We start from the raw sequence: 14593 nt of genomic DNA, 5'->3' as shown, positions 1-14593 counted from the left end.
CGCTGCCGGGACGCCGCCGGTTGCCGCGCCTCGGGCCGGAAGCGGCCTGTGTGCTTGCAGTGTGGGCGGCGCAAGGCGTTGCAACATCGTCTGATTGGATTATGAGCAGTGCATGGCCCATCCCTATCATGGACCGCGGGCAACGATGCCCGCTTTTGACCATCGAAAGGACCAGGACACCATGCAAGCCAGACTGCTGCTCTACCCCGTCGCGGACATCGACGCCGCGCTGCCGTTCTTCACGCAAGGACTCGGACTCGCCGTGAAGTTTCGCGACGGCGATCGCTATTGCGCGCTGGACGCGGGCGCGCTGACGCTTGCGCTGGTGGCCGGCGAGGAACGGCCGGTTGGCCAGCCTGCGCTCGCGTTCAAGGTGGATGAGGGGGAAGAGATCGCCGCGGCGATTGCGCGGCTGGTGGATGCGGGGGCCAGCGTGACGCTGCCCGCGGCGCAGGGCCCGCATGAGACCCGCGCGGTACTGCAGACCCCGGAGGGCTTTGCGCTGGTGCTCAGCGCAAAGCCCTGACGCCTGGCCTTAGCCCAGCGAAATCACGCTGCTCAGCAGCATGCGCACCAGCGTGGCCTGCCGGGTCACGCCGGTCTTGGAGAAGATCGCGCGCAGGTGCGCGCGTGCCGTGTTCTTGCTGATGCCGAGTTCGTCGGCGGCTTCGTCGAGCGTGAGGCCGTTGGCAAGCTGCAGTGCAAGCTGCGTCTCCGCCGGCGTGAAGTCGAACAGCTGGCGCACCACATCGTGCGAGGCCTGCGAGCGCCGCTCCGGATCGCGGATAAAGACCACGCAGGCCGGGCGCTTGCGGTTGTCCTCCGACCACTCGCTGAGCGGAATGGTGCGGATCAGCACGCCCAGCCTGGCGCTGCCGGACGGACGCGTGATCGACATCGCCTCCATCACCGCCGGCGCGGTGCCCAAGTGCCCCATCATCGCCTGGCGCAGCGACCGCTGGAACTTGCGGTTCTCCTGGCCGTACTCCACGTCCAGTCCGCCCTTGGCAATGCGGATGCCGTCCTTGGCGCCCAGGATCTCGTCGGCCGCGGCGTTGGTCTTGATGATGGCGCCGGTCTCGTCCAGGATCACCATGCCGACCAGCATGCGGTCGATGGCACTGGCATAGACGGTGCGTTCCGACTCCACCACGTCGAGGCGCGAATGCAGGTCCACCGCGCGCTTCAGGTGCGGCAGCAGCGCGGTGCACAGCGCCTTGTCCGCGGCCGAGAAATCGCGGCCCTCATGCTTGCGGCAGACACGGAAGCGGCATTCCACGCCGTCGTCGGTACGCAGGTCCGCGCCCAGGATATAGCGGATGCCGATGTCCTTGAGGAACTGCAGGTAGATCTCGCTCTGGCACCAGACGCCCGGCCCCAGGTGCTCGTCGATGGTCACCACGCGGTCCGACGGCAGGCCGATAAAGGGATCGAGCGCGTAGTAGTAGTTGTTGTAGGAGGTCTCGCCCGGCAGCGTCGAGCCACCGTGCTCCGAGGCATTGATCATGAGCCCGCGCCGGTCCGTGGCGGGCGAGCGCAGGATCAGCGTGACGTAGTTGGCGTCGAGCTGCCTGCGGATCTGCTCCAGCGCCTTGCCCCACGGCACCTGCTCCATCGGTCCCTGGTAGATATTGCCCAGCAACGCGCTGAAGTCAGACAGCGACACCGTCGTCTGCGCGAACAGGTGCGCGGCTGCCTGGTTGTGGCTCGCCTCCATCAGCATTTCCTCTGTCTCCATTGTGGCGTGCGCAGCGCACCGGACGTGCCGGTCGGCTGGCCTTCCTGTGCGGGCTCTGTGGCCCTTTTTTGTGCCCCGATTATAGGGACGGCGCAGGGCTCGCGGCTTGCCCCCTGCCTTCATGGTTTGCCCTAGTCCACGCCGGCATGGCACGCATGCCGGACTAGTCCCGAGGGACAGGCCAATCCTCACGCGCCGGCGGCGCGAACACATACTCCAAACAGACTAAGGACAGACCCATGGCCGGCGCGGCGCGGGCAAACCCCTAGATGCCATATGGCGCCATGTGGCGCTGCCCTACCCAAACAGACGATGCCGCGCCGCCGCGCCGCCGCTACAAGTCAGCCATGGGCGGCGATCCGCGCTGCCCGTCATTCCCGATTTCTTTCACGGAGAACCACGACCATGGCGGCAAACCCGCGGCAGCAGGCCGCAGTGATCACCGGTGCGGGCAGCGGCATCGGCCGCGCGCTGGCACACGCATTGGCGGCGCAGGGCTATGCGCTGGCACTGGCGGACATCGACGCCGACGCGCTGGAGGCGACGCACGCGGCGCTTGCCGGCCAGGGCGCCATCGCGATCGCGGTCCCGACCGACGTATCCGACTTGCGGCAGATGGAGCACCTGTGCGCGGAAGCCTTCCTGCGCCTGGGCCGTGTCGACCTGCTGGTCAACAACGCCGGCGTGCTGGCCACCGGCCGCTGCTGGGAGCTGGCGCCGGAGGTATTCGAGCGCGTGCTGCGCATCAACCTGTGGAGCGTGCTGCACGCGCTGCGCTGCTTCGTGCCGCGCATGGCGGCGCAGGGTTCGGGCCATATCGTCAATGTGGCGTCGATGGCCGGCCTCGCGGTCGGACCCTGGCTGGCGCCTTACACGCTGTCCAAGCAGGGCGTGGTAGCGCTTAGCGAAGGACTGGCGCTGGAGCTGCAGGCGGCCGGCCTGCCCATCCGGGTGTCGGTGGTCTGCCCCGGCCCGGTCGCCACCGGCATCGCCGCGGGCCTGGACGGCGCCGGGCCGCAGGAGGTGAACCAGATGAACGGTGCGCTGCGCAGCGGCATCGCCGCCGGCATGACGCCGGACGAGGTCGCGCGCGTGATCCTCGATGGCGTGTCGGCCGGCCGCTTCTGGATCCTGCCGCACGAGCAGGCGGCGCACGCCGCGCTGGCGCGCGCGCAAGGCATTGCCGCCGGCAGCCAGCCGGCTTTCACGCTCTGACATTGCGCCCTGAAACTGCGCTCCGAACTTGAACCCTCAACGGCAACCGGGAGACACCATGCCGCTCGACCCCCAGGCCCGCGCCATGCTTGATGCGATGGCCGCCATGCCCAGCCCCGACTTCTCCACGCTGCGCGCCGCCGACTACCGTGCCGCGCTGGCGGCCATGCCGGGATTCGCGCCCGGCGATACCATCGCCGCGCAGCACGACCTGACCCTGGACGGTGCGGCCGGCCCGCTGCGGGCGCGCCTGTACCGGCCGGACGACAGCGCCGCGCTGCCGCTGGTGGTCTATTTCCACGGCGGCGGCTTCGTGCTGTGCGGGCTCGACTCGCATGACAACATTTGCCGCAGCCTGGCGCGCCGCAGCGGCGCGCTGGTGCTGTCGGTCGACTACCGGCTCGCGCCGGAAGCGCGCTTCCCGGCCGCCGCGGAAGACGCGGTAGCGGCGGTGCGATGGGCGGCTGCGCATGCGGCGCAACTGGGTGCGGATCCGGCGCGGATCGCCGTGGCGGGCGACAGCGCCGGTGGCAACCTCGCCGCCGTAGCCTGCCAGCAGCTGCGCGGCAGCGGCATCGCCCTGCGGCACCAGCTGCTGCTCTACCCTTACCTGGACTGCACCGATGCCGCGACCGGCAGCGCCAGCTACCGCGAATGCGCAACCGGCTACTTCCTGAGCGCAGCGGAACTGGACTGGTATCGCGCCCAGTACCTTGCCAATCGCGCCGATGCCGAGGACGTGCGCGCCAGCCCGCTGCGCCAGCGCGACCTGCATGGCTTGCCACCGGCCACCATCATCACCGCCGAGTACGACCCGCTGCGCGACCAGGGCGAAGGCTACGGCGAAGCGCTGCAGCGCGCGGGCCACAGCGCCACCGTGCGCCGCTGGCCGGGGCAGTTCCATGGCTTCATCAGCATGCAGGGCGTGATCGATGCCGCCAGCGACGCACTGGATGCGGCCGCAGCGGCGCTGCGCCACGCGTTCGGCAGCAGCCGGCAGGAGGCAGCATGAGCACGGCCAACGCCTTGCCGCCGATGGCCGACGTGCTTGCCGCACTGGCCGCTGGCCAGCGCGTGGTGGTGATCGAGGACGAGACCACCGAGGCCACCGGCTGCGTGCTGGTGGCCGCCGAACGCACCACCGAGGCCGACGTCAACTTCATGGCCGCCGAGGCGCGCGGCCTGGTCTGCATGGCCATCACCGAGGCGCGCCGCGACCGGCTGCAGTTGCCGCCGATGGCCGCCAGCCAGCGCCAGCGCGAGCGCTACACGGTGTCGATCGAAGCGGCCACCGGCGTCAGCACCGGCATTTCCGCGGCGGACCGGGCGCTGACGCTGCGCGTGGCGGCAGCGGCGCGCGCCCAACCGGCAGACCTGGTCCAGCCGGGACACATCTTTCCGGTGGTAGCGCAGGCCGACGGCGTGCTGCGCCGCGCCGGCTTTGCCGAGGCCTGCTCCGACCTGCCGCGGCTGGCCGGGCGTGTCGCCGCCGGCGCCTATGCGATGCTGCTTGATGACGACGGCGACCTGCTGCGCGGCCCCGGCCTGCTGGCCTTTGCGCAACGCCACGGGTTAGCCGCGGTCTCGATCAGCGGGCTGATCCACCACCGGCTGCTGACCGAAGGCGCGCTGCGCCGTACCCGCTCGACCGGGCTGGATACGCCGTTCGGGCGCTTCACCGTGCACGCGTACCACGACGCCCCTGCCGACGCGCTGCACCTGGCATTGGTGCTGGGCGAGCCCGATCCGTCCAGGCCGGTACTGACGCGCGTGCAGGCGGTGGAAATGCAGCGCGACGTGCTGGCCTTCGGCACGCCGGCTCAGTCCACCTCTCAGCCCGCCTCTCAGCCCGCCTGGAACCTGGAACGCTCGCTTGCCCGCATCGGCGTTGAAGGCTGCGGTGTGCTGGTGCTGCTGGACGAGCGCGAATCACCGCAGCAGCGGCTGGCGCGGCTGGCGGCGCCGCCTGCCGCCGCGCCGGCGCCGGCCTTCGCGCAGCGCGCGCTGGGAGTGGGGGCGCAGATCCTGCGCGATGTGGGCGCGCACAAGCTGCGCCTGCTCAGCCATCCGGTGCCTTACCGCGCGGTCACCGGCTTCGACCTGGAGGTGACGGAGTTTGTCCCGCCGGGCCAGCCTGGGTGAGCGGCGCGCCGAAGCAGTCGGCAAAGCTGCGCGTAAAGCGCTCCACTTCGGCGTCGGGCAGGTGGTTGATGCCGCCGGCCAGGCGCCGGCCGCCGCCGGTCTCGAAGGCGCGGCAGAAGTCGGCCGCGCCGGTGATGCTGTGCGCGGGCACGCGCACGCTGACCGCAAAGCCGCCGCCGGATTTGGGCGACAGCAGGCCGATCGCATCGCCGGGACGCCCGCGCACCAGCTCGTTGGCCAGCACACCGATCGCGCGCCGTGCCCACGGTGCGTCCGGCAGCACCAGCAGCGCCGCGCCGGGGACTTCATGCACGGGCGACAGGCGGCGCGCCTGTGCCATGTCGTCCTCGTAGCCCTCGCACAGCAGCGTGTAGGTGGCGCACTGCGCGGCGAAATCCAGCGGGTCGGCGAACGCCAGCATGTGCTGCGCCAGCTCGGCGGGATCGCAATGCAGGTCTTCCACGCACTCGCCATACGCGTTGTAGTTCAGGCAGGTGCCGAGCCGTTCCAGCATCAGGGTTTCGCGCGCGTCCAGCCGCGCCAGCGCCGCCATTGCGCGCGCCACGTCGCCGAGGTTGTCGCCAAAGGCGGCGGTGATCGCCCAGTGCCGGTGGCGCCCGTCGAGATGGCGGTCGACCAGGATGCTGGTGCAGACCGCCGCGCTTTCGTCGATATGCGCGCGCAGACCGGCATGCGACGGCAGCTCGCCGGCGTGGTGGTGGTCAAAGTAGTCCACCTGCGCACCGGCGGCGAGCAGCCGCAGCAGCCCGTCGCGATTCTGTTCGAGCGAGATGTCCAGCGCCGTCACGGTATCGCCGGCGCAGGCGTCGATCCGCTCGAGCAGCCGGATATCGCGCTTGACGCCGGTGACGAGCGTCGCATCGCCAGGAGATGCAAGGCGCAGCTGCTGCAAGGCGCACAGGCCGTCGGCGTCGCCGTTGAAGGCAAAGTAGCGTGTCATGGCAATTGGTCGGTGATCAGGGCATGAAGTCGCCACCGTTGGCATCCAGCGAGGCCCCGGTGATCGCACGGGCGTAGTCCGACACCAGGAACAGCGCCGCGCGCGCGCAGTCGTCGTCGGTCGGCATCCGGCCCAGCGCGATCTGCGCGGCCACCGGTGCGATGATAGCGTCCTCGGCGACCCCCTGTTCGGCCGCGGCGTGGCGCACATAGCCCTGCACCGGCGCGCCCCACATCCAGCCCATGAAGATGCTGTTGGCGCGGATGCCATGCGGCCCCAGCTCTCGCGCCAGGTACTTGACCGCCACCGCCAGCGCGCCCTTTGAGGCGGCGTAGCCCGATTCGCCGGGCATCGGCTTGCGCGTGGCCTGGGTGTTGATCATCACGATGGCGCCGCCGCCCTGCGGCTTCATCAGCGCGGCCACCTCCTGCGTCAGCGTCATGGTGCCGAAGACATTGGTGTCGAACACCTGGCGCCAGACGTCCAGGTCGGCTGCTTCCACCGGCTCGGGGAAATTGCCGTGCTGGAAGGCGCTGTTGACCAGCGCGTCGATGCGGCCGAAGCGGCGCACGGTCTCGCTGGCGAGATGGCGGGACTGGGCGCGGTCGGTGATGTCGGTCACCACCTTCAGCACTTCACAGTCGGCGCCCAGTGCATCGATGCGGGCCTGGGCCTCGTCCAGCTTCGCGGCGGTGCGCGCGGCGATGGCAACGGCGCGGGCGCCCTCGCGCGCGGCCTCTACCGCCAGCTTGATGCCCAGACCCGGGCCGATGCCCGATACGATCACGATCTTGTCTTTCAGCAGCATGTGGATGTCTCCTCGGTGTGTTTTCGGTATCAGTCGCGGCTCAGCACATGGCGTGCGCGATAGCCGGCGAAATCGCGTGCCAGCTGTGCCTGGCTCAGCCCGAACTGCTCGGGCGTATAGGCGTGCGCCGCGCGCCGGTTGCGCGGATTGCTTTCCATCCATGCCCACATGCCGGCGCGCGCGGCCTCGGTCAGCGGCATGCCGGCGAAGCGATAGACCGCCTGCGCCACGCCGAAGGGATCGCGCACCGTATCCTCGAAACGCACGTCGAGGAAGCGGCCGGCGGGCATGGCGTCGCGCACGGCCATGGCGTGATCGGTGCCGCGCCGCATCTGTTCGCTCCATTGGCGGCCTACCGCGACCGGATCCGGCGCATCGGCGTACATCTTCCACAACGTATGCGCCATGCTGGCCATCGACGGGATGGTCTGGACCGGATCGCGGTGGGTCAGCACCACCTGCGCGCCCGGGAACACCCGGAACAGGACTTCCAGCGTATGCAAATGCTGCGGGGTCTTCAGCACCCAGCGCTGCGCGGTCCCCTCGCCGCGCTGGCGCTTCTGCCACTGCAGGAACTGCAGTATGGTCTTCAGGTAGTCGTAGACCTCGGTGCGGTCCTGGCACGCCAGCCAGCCGGTGTAGCCGGGCACGTTGGCGTAGGAGTCCATTGCGCACAGGAATGAATGCTCCATCAGCATGAATTCCTCGTCGGCGGCCATGGCGTCGAGCGGATGGATGGCGAGGATGTCCGGGATGAAGCGGATCATCTGCGCCACTTCGTCGCGCGCCAGCGCAATGCGCCGGCTGGCATCGCGCACGTCCTCGCCGGGCAGCGGCGCGGGGTAGCGGGTTTCCCACCACGCCGCCGAGCAGAAGCGCGCGTCGGTAGCCAGCATGCGCTGCAGCAGCGTGGTGCCGGTGCGCGGCAGCCCGACGATGACCAGCGGGTCTTCCACGCGCTCCTGCAGGATCCCCGGATGGCGCCGGCAGTAGTCCTGGATCACCAGCCGGTTCACCAGCTGGGCCTGCAGCTTGGCTTGCAGCAGTTGCTCGCCTTGCTGCGAGAGGCCGGCCTCGCGTGCCAGCGAATCGGACAGCACGTCCAGGGCCTCGCGGTAGTTGCCCGGGCCGAAGTCGGCCAGGCCGCCGGCCTGCTCGCTCGCCTGCGCAAGCAGGCCCTTCACGTTGATGCCATTCATGCGTTGTTCTCCCTGAGCGATGCGAGCTTGACCACGCGCGTGCGCGGATGCGCCGGCTGCGCCGCGCCCACCCAGCGCCAGCACATGGTGCCGTTGCGATGGCCGGCGGTCTCCAGCCAGTTGGACAGGCCCGGATCGCCCGCACTGAGGATGACGGTGACGCCGCCACCGGCATCGAGCCGGGCGCCGTGCTTGTTGATGCAGATGTCGTGGTAGCGGTAGTCGAGCGACTCCATCCAGTAGTTGTTGATCTGGAAGTTCCAGAACTCGCAGTCCGGCACCCGGTCGACCTCGACCACCAGCGCCTCGTCATCCGCGAGCTGCCAGCAGGAGTGGTAGTAGAAGATGTTGGGATCGCCGCCCGCCGCCTGGCACACGGCCTGGTCCGCGGGCGGCAGGGCGTTGACGTGGCCACCGTAGCCCCTGGCCCAGTCGGCAAAGATGCGCGCGGTGCTTTCGACAAAGCCGGCGGCGCGCAGCAGGCCGCCGTGCAGGCGCTCGGCGCTCAGCGCGGGCGGCTTGCCGTTGCCGTCAACGCGTTCGATATGCAGTTCGGCCGGGATCTCTGCCTTGCGGTCGAGGAAGGTCTGGCGCACCACCAGCGCATTGGTGGCCGGCTCCATGCGCACCCAGTTGCCCTGCTGCGGCTGAGCGCCGAGGACGATCTCGAAGCTGCCGTCCGCCGCCACCGCCAGCTGGCTGCTGTCGATAAAGCCGGTCTGGACCATGCGTCCATCGGTTTCGTAGCCACCCTTCTGCGTGCCGAAGCTGAGGTACGCCACCGTGCCGCGCCGGCCGCGGATGCGGTACGCCGCATTGCCGTCCAGGCGCGCGTAGCGGTACAGGTTGTCCGGATTGTCCGCGCCGATCTTGGCGGTCTCGTGCGACGGCGAGAAGAAGCCGGGAAACGCCGGATCGGCGAACTCCACATGCATCTCCAGCGCAATGCGCAGCAAGCGGCTCAGGTAGCGGAAGCCCTCGGCGCGCGTGAGCGCGTCGGTCGGCGCTTCGGGGCGCAGGATCTGCTGCCCGCTGCGCTTGAGCACTTCGCAAAACTCGGCCCAGGTGTGGCCGCTCAGCAATTGGTCTTCGGCGGAGGTCGCCATCTGCCTGCTCCCGTGGTTCGTCGGCGAAGCAACGATACCCAGTGCAGGCCCAGCGCTTCCTCGTCCGGGCGGACTAGGAATTGCATGCCGCGGCCCGCGATTTCCTAGTCCGCCCGGACGAAGTGGCGCGGGGCCCCGGCTCGCTACCTTGTGGCCATGCCAGGCCACCGCGAGATCCGTGCATGGGCCGGCAAACCAAGAGGAGAACCCGATGTTGACCCACCTGGAGCAACTGGAGGCGGAGAGCATCCACATCATGCGGGAGGTGGTGGCGGAATGCGAAAACCCCGTCATGCTCTATTCCATCGGCAAGGACAGCGCCGTGATGCTGCACCTTGCGATGAAGGCCTTCCATCCCGCGCGGCCGCCGTTCCCGCTGCTGCATGTCGATACCACGTGGAAATTCCGCGAGATGATCGCGTTCCGCGACCAGACCGCCGACCGGCTCGGCCTGGACCTGCGCGTGCATATCAACCCCGAAGGGGTGGAGCGCAATATCAGCCCTCACGAGCACGGCTCGGCCGTCCACACCGACGTATGGAAAACGCAGGGCCTGAAGCAGGCGCTGGACCACTACGGCTTTGACGCCGCTTTCGGCGGCGCGCGCCGCGACGAGGAAAAGTCGCGCGCCAAGGAGCGGGTGTTCTCGGTGCGCACCGCCCAGCACCGCTGGGACCCGAAGATGCAGCGCCCCGAACTCTGGCGCCAGTACAACACCCGCAAGCGCAAAGGCGAGAGCCTGCGCGTGTTTCCGCTGTCGAACTGGACCGAGCTCGATATCTGGCAATACATCTACCTCAACGACATCCCGATCGTGCCGCTCTACTTTGCCAGGGAGCGTCCGGTAGTCGAGCGCGACGGCACGCTGATCATGGTCGACGACGAGCGCCTGCCGCTGCGCCCCGGCGAAACGCCGCGGATGCGCAAGGTCCGCTTCCGCACGCTGGGCTGCTACCCGCTCACCGGCGCGATCGAGAGCGAGGCCGACACGCTCGGCGGCATCATCCAGGAAATGCTGCTGGCGACCACGTCGGAGCGCCAGGGACGGCTGATCGACAGCGATTCGGCCGGTTCGATGGAGAAGAAGAAGCAGGAGGGATATTTCTGATGGAAACCCTGATCGACACCGCACCGGAACTGGTGCCAGAAGCGGCGCATGACGACATCGCTCACTACCTGCGTGCGCAGCAGAGCAAGGGCCTGCTGCGCTTCATCACCTGCGGCAGCGTCGACGACGGCAAAAGCACGCTGATCGGCCGGCTGCTGTATGAGTCGAAGATGCTGTTCGAGGACCAGCTGGCGCAACTCGAGGCCGACTCGAAGAAGATGGGCACGCAGGGCGACAGCCTCGACTTCGCGCTGCTGGTGGACGGCCTGGCCGCCGAGCGCGAACAGGGCATCACCATCGACGTGGCCTACCGCTTCTTTGCCACCGACAAGCGCAAGTTCATCGTCGCCGACACGCCGGGGCACGAGCAGTACACCCGCAACATGGTCACGGGCGCGTCCACCGCCGACCTGGCCATCCTGCTGGTGGACGCGCGCCGCGGCGTGCAGACGCAGACGCGCCGGCACAGCTACCTGGTGTCCACGCTGGGCATCCGCCGCGTGGTGCTGGCGGTCAACAAGCTCGACATGGTGGACTATTCGCGCGAGGTCTATACGCGCATCGAAACCGAGTACCGCGAATTCGCACGCCAGATCGGGCTGGCCGATATCACCTGCATCCCGATGTCGGCGCTGCGCGGGGACAACATCACCGCGCCCAGCGCCAACACGCCGTGGTACCAGGGCCCGACGCTGATGCAGCACCTGGAAACCGTGCCGATCGACAGCGCACCCGTGCAGGACGAGTCGTTCCGGCTGCCGGTGCAGTGGGTCAACCGGCCCAACCTGGATTTCCGCGGCTTCGCCGGCACCGTCAGCGCCGGCGAAATCCGCCGCGGCGACCGGGTGCGCGCGCTGCCCTCGGGCCGCGAAAGCCGCGTGACCGCCATCGTCGGCGCCAATGGCGAATGCGAGCATGCGCTACGCGGCCAGGCGGTGACGCTGACGCTGGCCGAGGAGATCGACGTGAGCCGCGGCGACGTGCTCGCGTGCGCGGAAGACCCGCCCGCGGTAGCCGACCAGTTCGAAGCCACGCTGGTGTGGATGAGCGAGGATGCGATGCTGCCCGGCCGCCCCTACCTGCTCAAGCTCGGCACGCGCACCGTGGGCGTGACGGTCGCGCAGCCCAAGTACAAGGTCAACGTCAACACGCTCGAGCACCTGGCCGCGCGCACGCTGGAACTCAACGAGATCGGGGTGTGCAACCTGCACCTGGACCGGCCGGTGGCGTTCGACCCCTATGCGCGCAGCCGCGAGCTGGGCGGCTTCATCATCATCGACCGCCTGACCAACAACACGGTCGGCGCCGGCATGCTGCACTTTGCGCTGCGCCGGGCGCAGAACGTCCACTGGCAGGCGATCGACGTAGACCGCCGCGCCCACGCCGCGCTCAAGCACCAGTCGCCGCGCATCGTCTGGTTCACCGGGCTGTCCGGCGCGGGCAAGTCCACCATCGCCAACCTGGTGGAAAAGCGCCTGCATGCGCTCGGCCACCACACCTATCTGCTCGACGGCGACAACGTGCGCCATGGGCTGAACAAGGACCTGGGCTTCTCCGAGGCCGACCGCGTCGAGAACATCCGGCGCGTGGCTGAAGTGGCAAGGCTGATGCTCGATGCGGGGCTGATCGTGCTGGTGTCGTTCATCTCGCCGTTCCGCTCCGAGCGCGAGATGGCGCGCACGCTGGCAGGCGACGGGGAATTCGTCGAGGTCTTCATCGATACGCCGCTGGCGGTGGCCGAGCAGCGCGATCCCAAGGGCCTGTACCGCAAGGCGCGGCGCGGCGAGCTGAAGAACTTCACCGGCATCGATTCGCCGTACGAGGCGCCCGACCGGCCCGAGTTGCGCATCGACACCACCGCCGACACGGCGGAGCAGGCGGCCGAGCGAGTCGTGGCGTGGCTGCGGGACAGGCCTTAGGCTGAATGGACGATGAGGTGGTGAACGGTATCGATACGATGGAAACGGGAGCGAACAGCCGGTATGCGAAAGCATTGATGCTCGCCACCGTCCGACACATGCGCCCCCCTCTCCCGCGTAGTGGGAGAGGGGTGGGGGTGAGGGCCGGCGCTTCCACGAAGTGAGGCGCTGTCATGCTTGCCATGCGCCAGCCCTCACCCCCGGCCCCTCTCCCGCAAGCGGGAGAGGGGAGCAAACCGTCGCACCGCCACGATGCCGTCAGCCCCCCTCCAGGCCGCCGAACTCAGCGCCCTGCTCGCCCAGCTCTACCAGGGCCCCACCGAAGCCGTGCCCTGGGCCGGCTTCCTTGAAACCGTGCGCCAGCGCCTCGACGCCGTGTTCGTCACGCTGGTGCTGCGCCATCCCGCCACCGACCGCCCGGGCCTGATCGTCAATGCCTCCGCCTACGGCCCGCACCTGCCGGGCGAGCCCTCGTACAGCGAGCAGTACTACGCGCTGTGTCCCTTCCTCGACCTGCATCCCGACCGCCTCTTCAGCGCCGATGAACTGTTCGGCGAAGCCGGATGGCTGGCCCACCCGTTCTATACCCAGTACCTGGCGCCGCTGCGCCTGCGCTATATCCTCGCCGCCAATCTCGTCACCGCCGACGGCGTGGAATGCGCCCTGTTCATCAGCCGCGGCGAGGCGGGCCAGGATTTCGGCGCCATCGAGAAGGCACTGCTGCAAGGCCTGCTGCCGCACCTGAAGCGCGCGGTCGACCTGCATGCCGCGCTCGACCTGCTGCAATCCGAGCGCGCCCTGTACGCGGAAGCCGTGGACCGGCTGCTGGTCGGCACCATCATCCTCGACGAGCACGGCAAGGCCATCCGCAGCAACGACGTCGCCAGGCGCCTGCTGCAGGCACGCGACGGTCTCTATCTGTCGGACGGCACGCTGCACGCACACTGCCCGGTGGAAAACCGCCGCTTCCGCAAGATCCTCGAAGACGCTGCGCAGGCCCACGCACTGGCCACCTCGCGCAGCGAAGTCACGCTGCTCAGCCGTCCCGCGGCGGCCACGCCGCTGAGCGTGCTGGTGCGGCCCATTCCGCTCAGCTACCGCACCGAAGACAAGGCCCGCCGCCCCGCGGTCGCGGTATTCATCCGCGACCCGGCCGGGTCGCCGCGCAACACGCACGCCAGCCTGCGCAAGCTGTTCCACCTGACGCCGACAGAGATCGAGCTGGCCTTGCTGATGGTCGATGGGCTGACGCTGGATGAAGCGGCAGTCAGGCTCGGCGTGAAGAAGAACACGGTACGCGCGCACCTGCGGGGGATCTTTGCCAAGACCGGGGCGACCAGGCAGGCGGTGTTGGTGAAGATGCTGTTGTCTAGTGTGGTGGGGATGGGGTGAGGCGCCCGGAAAGACCCGCTACATACGGTAGCGCGTGGCACTCCGTCGCAGCGCCGGTCCTCTCCCCCGGCCCCCTCTCCCGCAAGCGGGAGAGGGGAGCAAACACACCGGCGATAGCGCCAGGCGAGCGCAGCGACGCGTTCTGTGCCAGGGCCCCTGACCTGAGATACTGCCGGCGCGCAGCGCAGCCGCAGGCGTTCCTACGTTGCCGCCCGCGGCAGGGGCCACCCACAGCTTTGGGCTCGTTCAATCACCATCATCATCGTCCACCCAGACTCGTCCATTCAGGGTATGCGCCCCGCACAGCCCAGCCCTAGTGTTGGATTCCCAAACAAAGAAATGAAAGGAGACGACAACATGGCCAAGCCAGAAAACCTGGTCACCTCGATCACCGTGGAAATCGAAGCCCCCGCCTCCCTGGTATGGGAAGTCCTGACCGACTTCCCCCGCTACGCGGAATGGAACACCTTCTGCCCCGGCCTGGAAACAACAGCGAAGCTTGGCGACATGGTCCACATGCAAGTCCGCATCCCTGGCACCGGCCAGATCATCCCGGTCAACGAATACCTCGTGGCGTGGGAACCGGAACGCCTGCTGTCGTGGGAGCAACGTCCCACGGACGCAAACAAGGACGCCGCCCGCCGCGACCAGTACATCGAAGCAATCGCCCCCGCCCGCACCCGCTACTTCACCACCGACCTGTTCCTGGGCCTGAACGCCGAAACCATCATGCGCGAACACGGCGCCTGGGTAAAACAGGGCTTCGACCAGGTTGCAAGAGACGTCAAGGCGCGCGCTGAAGCGCTGCACGCGCAGCGTCAGCGCTGACCGACGGCGTGGAAGACAGCCCCGCCGCCGTCATTGCGGCGGGCGCTGGCCAAGTATCACCATGGCCGCAGCGCCCCGGCTGCGCACGCAGGCAGCATCACACCCATCCGGACCCGTGTCGGCCGCACGGACTTCATCATGACCGCCGTACGCCACGGCGACCCCATTCCCGCCGGC

Annotated in this window: 13 protein-coding genes; 8 read left to right on the top strand and 5 right to left on the bottom strand. The window is 68.8% G+C overall.

The window, feature by feature from the left end; translation table 11 throughout:
• The first annotated feature begins 181 nt into the window (after positions 1-181).
• Positions 182-526, top strand: a complete 345-nt coding sequence (locus tag JTE92_RS02495) for a VOC family protein (RefSeq protein WP_063239605.1) — start codon at positions 182-184, stop codon at positions 524-526.
• A gap of 9 nt (positions 527-535) precedes the next feature.
• Here JTE92_RS02495 and JTE92_RS02490 read toward each other — a convergent pair whose 3' ends face one another.
• A complete protein-coding gene (locus tag JTE92_RS02490; protein WP_063239604.1) occupies positions 536-1723 on the bottom strand; it encodes a helix-turn-helix transcriptional regulator in 1188 nt (395 codons plus the stop codon).
• Positions 1724-2143: 420 nt separating this feature from the next.
• On the opposite strand from JTE92_RS02490, the gene JTE92_RS02485 reads away from it, so the two are divergent.
• The 3 genes from JTE92_RS02485 to JTE92_RS02475 are packed head-to-tail and all read left to right on the top strand — an operon-like array spanning position 2144 to position 5095.
• On the top strand, positions 2144-2953 hold the full coding sequence (locus tag JTE92_RS02485) for an SDR family NAD(P)-dependent oxidoreductase (RefSeq protein WP_063239603.1): 810 nt from the start codon (positions 2144-2146) through the stop codon (positions 2951-2953).
• Between the two features lie 58 nt (positions 2954-3011).
• The gene (gene lipP1, locus JTE92_RS02480) at positions 3012-3965 is read left to right on the top strand and encodes a LipP1 family hormone-sensitive lipase (protein WP_063239602.1); all 954 of its coding nucleotides are present in this window, start codon (positions 3012-3014) and stop codon (positions 3963-3965) included.
• Positions 3962-5095, top strand: coding sequence for a 3,4-dihydroxy-2-butanone-4-phosphate synthase (locus tag JTE92_RS02475; protein WP_063239601.1), 1134 nt, complete (start codon positions 3962-3964; stop codon positions 5093-5095). The genes lipP1 and JTE92_RS02475 overlap by 4 nt, the downstream gene beginning before the upstream one ends.
• Here the strand turns inward: JTE92_RS02475 and JTE92_RS02470 are convergent.
• Genes JTE92_RS02470 through JTE92_RS02455 form a run of 4 tightly spaced genes read right to left on the bottom strand, consistent with a single transcriptional unit; the run spans position 5040 to position 9169 of the window.
• Entirely contained in the window at positions 5040-6056 is a 1017-nt protein-coding gene (locus tag JTE92_RS02470) for a hypothetical protein (RefSeq protein ID WP_063239600.1), read from the bottom strand. The two genes, JTE92_RS02475 and JTE92_RS02470, sit on opposite strands and share 56 nt — an antisense overlap.
• Positions 6057-6072: 16 nt before the next feature.
• Complete coding sequence (locus JTE92_RS02465) at positions 6073-6864, bottom strand: SDR family oxidoreductase (protein WP_063239599.1); 792 nt, start codon at positions 6862-6864, stop codon at positions 6073-6075.
• A gap of 29 nt (positions 6865-6893) precedes the next feature.
• Positions 6894-8063 carry a sulfotransferase family protein gene (locus JTE92_RS02460; RefSeq protein ID WP_063239598.1) on the bottom strand — a complete coding sequence of 390 codons (1170 nt, stop codon included), beginning with the start codon at positions 8061-8063 and terminating at the stop codon, positions 6894-6896.
• Positions 8060-9169, bottom strand: coding sequence for a DUF1214 domain-containing protein (locus tag JTE92_RS02455; protein ID WP_063239597.1), 1110 nt, complete (start codon positions 9167-9169; stop codon positions 8060-8062). The genes JTE92_RS02460 and JTE92_RS02455 overlap by 4 nt, the downstream gene beginning before the upstream one ends.
• Positions 9170-9380: 211 nt before the next feature.
• Here JTE92_RS02455 and cysD point away from each other — a divergent pair, with 211 nt between their 5' ends.
• The 4 genes from cysD to JTE92_RS02435 all read left to right on the top strand — a co-directional run bounded on the left by cysD (position 9381) and on the right by JTE92_RS02435 (position 14416).
• Complete coding sequence (cysD, locus tag JTE92_RS02450) at positions 9381-10277, top strand: sulfate adenylyltransferase subunit CysD (protein ID WP_063239596.1); 897 nt, start codon at positions 9381-9383, stop codon at positions 10275-10277.
• The gene (gene cysN, locus JTE92_RS02445) at positions 10277-12196 is read left to right on the top strand and encodes a sulfate adenylyltransferase subunit CysN (RefSeq protein WP_063239595.1); all 1920 of its coding nucleotides are present in this window, start codon (positions 10277-10279) and stop codon (positions 12194-12196) included. The genes cysD and cysN overlap by 1 nt, the downstream gene beginning before the upstream one ends.
• Before the next feature lie 252 nt (positions 12197-12448).
• Positions 12449-13588 (top strand): helix-turn-helix transcriptional regulator, encoded by a 1140-nt coding sequence (locus tag JTE92_RS02440; RefSeq protein ID WP_063239594.1) that lies wholly within the window; start codon positions 12449-12451, stop codon positions 13586-13588.
• A 357-nt stretch (positions 13589-13945) separates the two neighbouring features.
• Positions 13946-14416 (top strand): SRPBCC domain-containing protein, encoded by a 471-nt coding sequence (locus JTE92_RS02435; RefSeq protein ID WP_063239593.1) that lies wholly within the window; start codon positions 13946-13948, stop codon positions 14414-14416.
• Positions 14417-14593 lie beyond the last annotated feature (177 nt).

The organism is Cupriavidus oxalaticus, assembly GCF_016894385.1.
GTDB lineage: Bacteria > Pseudomonadota > Gammaproteobacteria > Burkholderiales > Burkholderiaceae > Cupriavidus > Cupriavidus oxalaticus.
This window is presented reverse-complemented; position numbering and strand designations above follow the sequence as displayed.

Bases quoted from the DNA above. Each gene is read 5' to 3' on its own strand.
- cysD (WP_063239596.1), top strand. From the start codon at position 9,381: ATGTTGACCCACCTGGAGCAACTGGAGGCGGAGAGCATCCACATCATG.
- JTE92_RS02455 (WP_063239597.1), bottom strand. From the start codon at position 9,169: ATGGCGACCTCCGCCGAAGACCAATTGCTGAGCGGCCACACCTGGGCC.
- JTE92_RS02440 (WP_063239594.1), top strand. From the start codon at position 12,449: ATGCCGTCAGCCCCCCTCCAGGCCGCCGAACTCAGCGCCCTGCTCGCC.
- JTE92_RS02485 (WP_063239603.1), top strand. From the start codon at position 2,144: ATGGCGGCAAACCCGCGGCAGCAGGCCGCAGTGATCACCGGTGCGGGC.
- JTE92_RS02490 (WP_063239604.1), bottom strand. From the start codon at position 1,723: ATGCTGATGGAGGCGAGCCACAACCAGGCAGCCGCGCACCTGTTCGCG.
- JTE92_RS02460 (WP_063239598.1), bottom strand. From the start codon at position 8,063: ATGAATGGCATCAACGTGAAGGGCCTGCTTGCGCAGGCGAGCGAGCAG.
- lipP1 (WP_063239602.1), top strand. From the start codon at position 3,012: ATGCCGCTCGACCCCCAGGCCCGCGCCATGCTTGATGCGATGGCCGCC.
- JTE92_RS02470 (WP_063239600.1), bottom strand. From the start codon at position 6,056: ATGACACGCTACTTTGCCTTCAACGGCGACGCCGACGGCCTGTGCGCC.
- JTE92_RS02465 (WP_063239599.1), bottom strand. From the start codon at position 6,864: ATGCTGCTGAAAGACAAGATCGTGATCGTATCGGGCATCGGCCCGGGT.
- cysN (WP_063239595.1), top strand. From the start codon at position 10,277: ATGGAAACCCTGATCGACACCGCACCGGAACTGGTGCCAGAAGCGGCG.
- JTE92_RS02495 (WP_063239605.1), top strand. From the start codon at position 182: ATGCAAGCCAGACTGCTGCTCTACCCCGTCGCGGACATCGACGCCGCG.
- JTE92_RS02435 (WP_063239593.1), top strand. From the start codon at position 13,946: ATGGCCAAGCCAGAAAACCTGGTCACCTCGATCACCGTGGAAATCGAA.
- JTE92_RS02475 (WP_063239601.1), top strand. From the start codon at position 3,962: ATGAGCACGGCCAACGCCTTGCCGCCGATGGCCGACGTGCTTGCCGCA.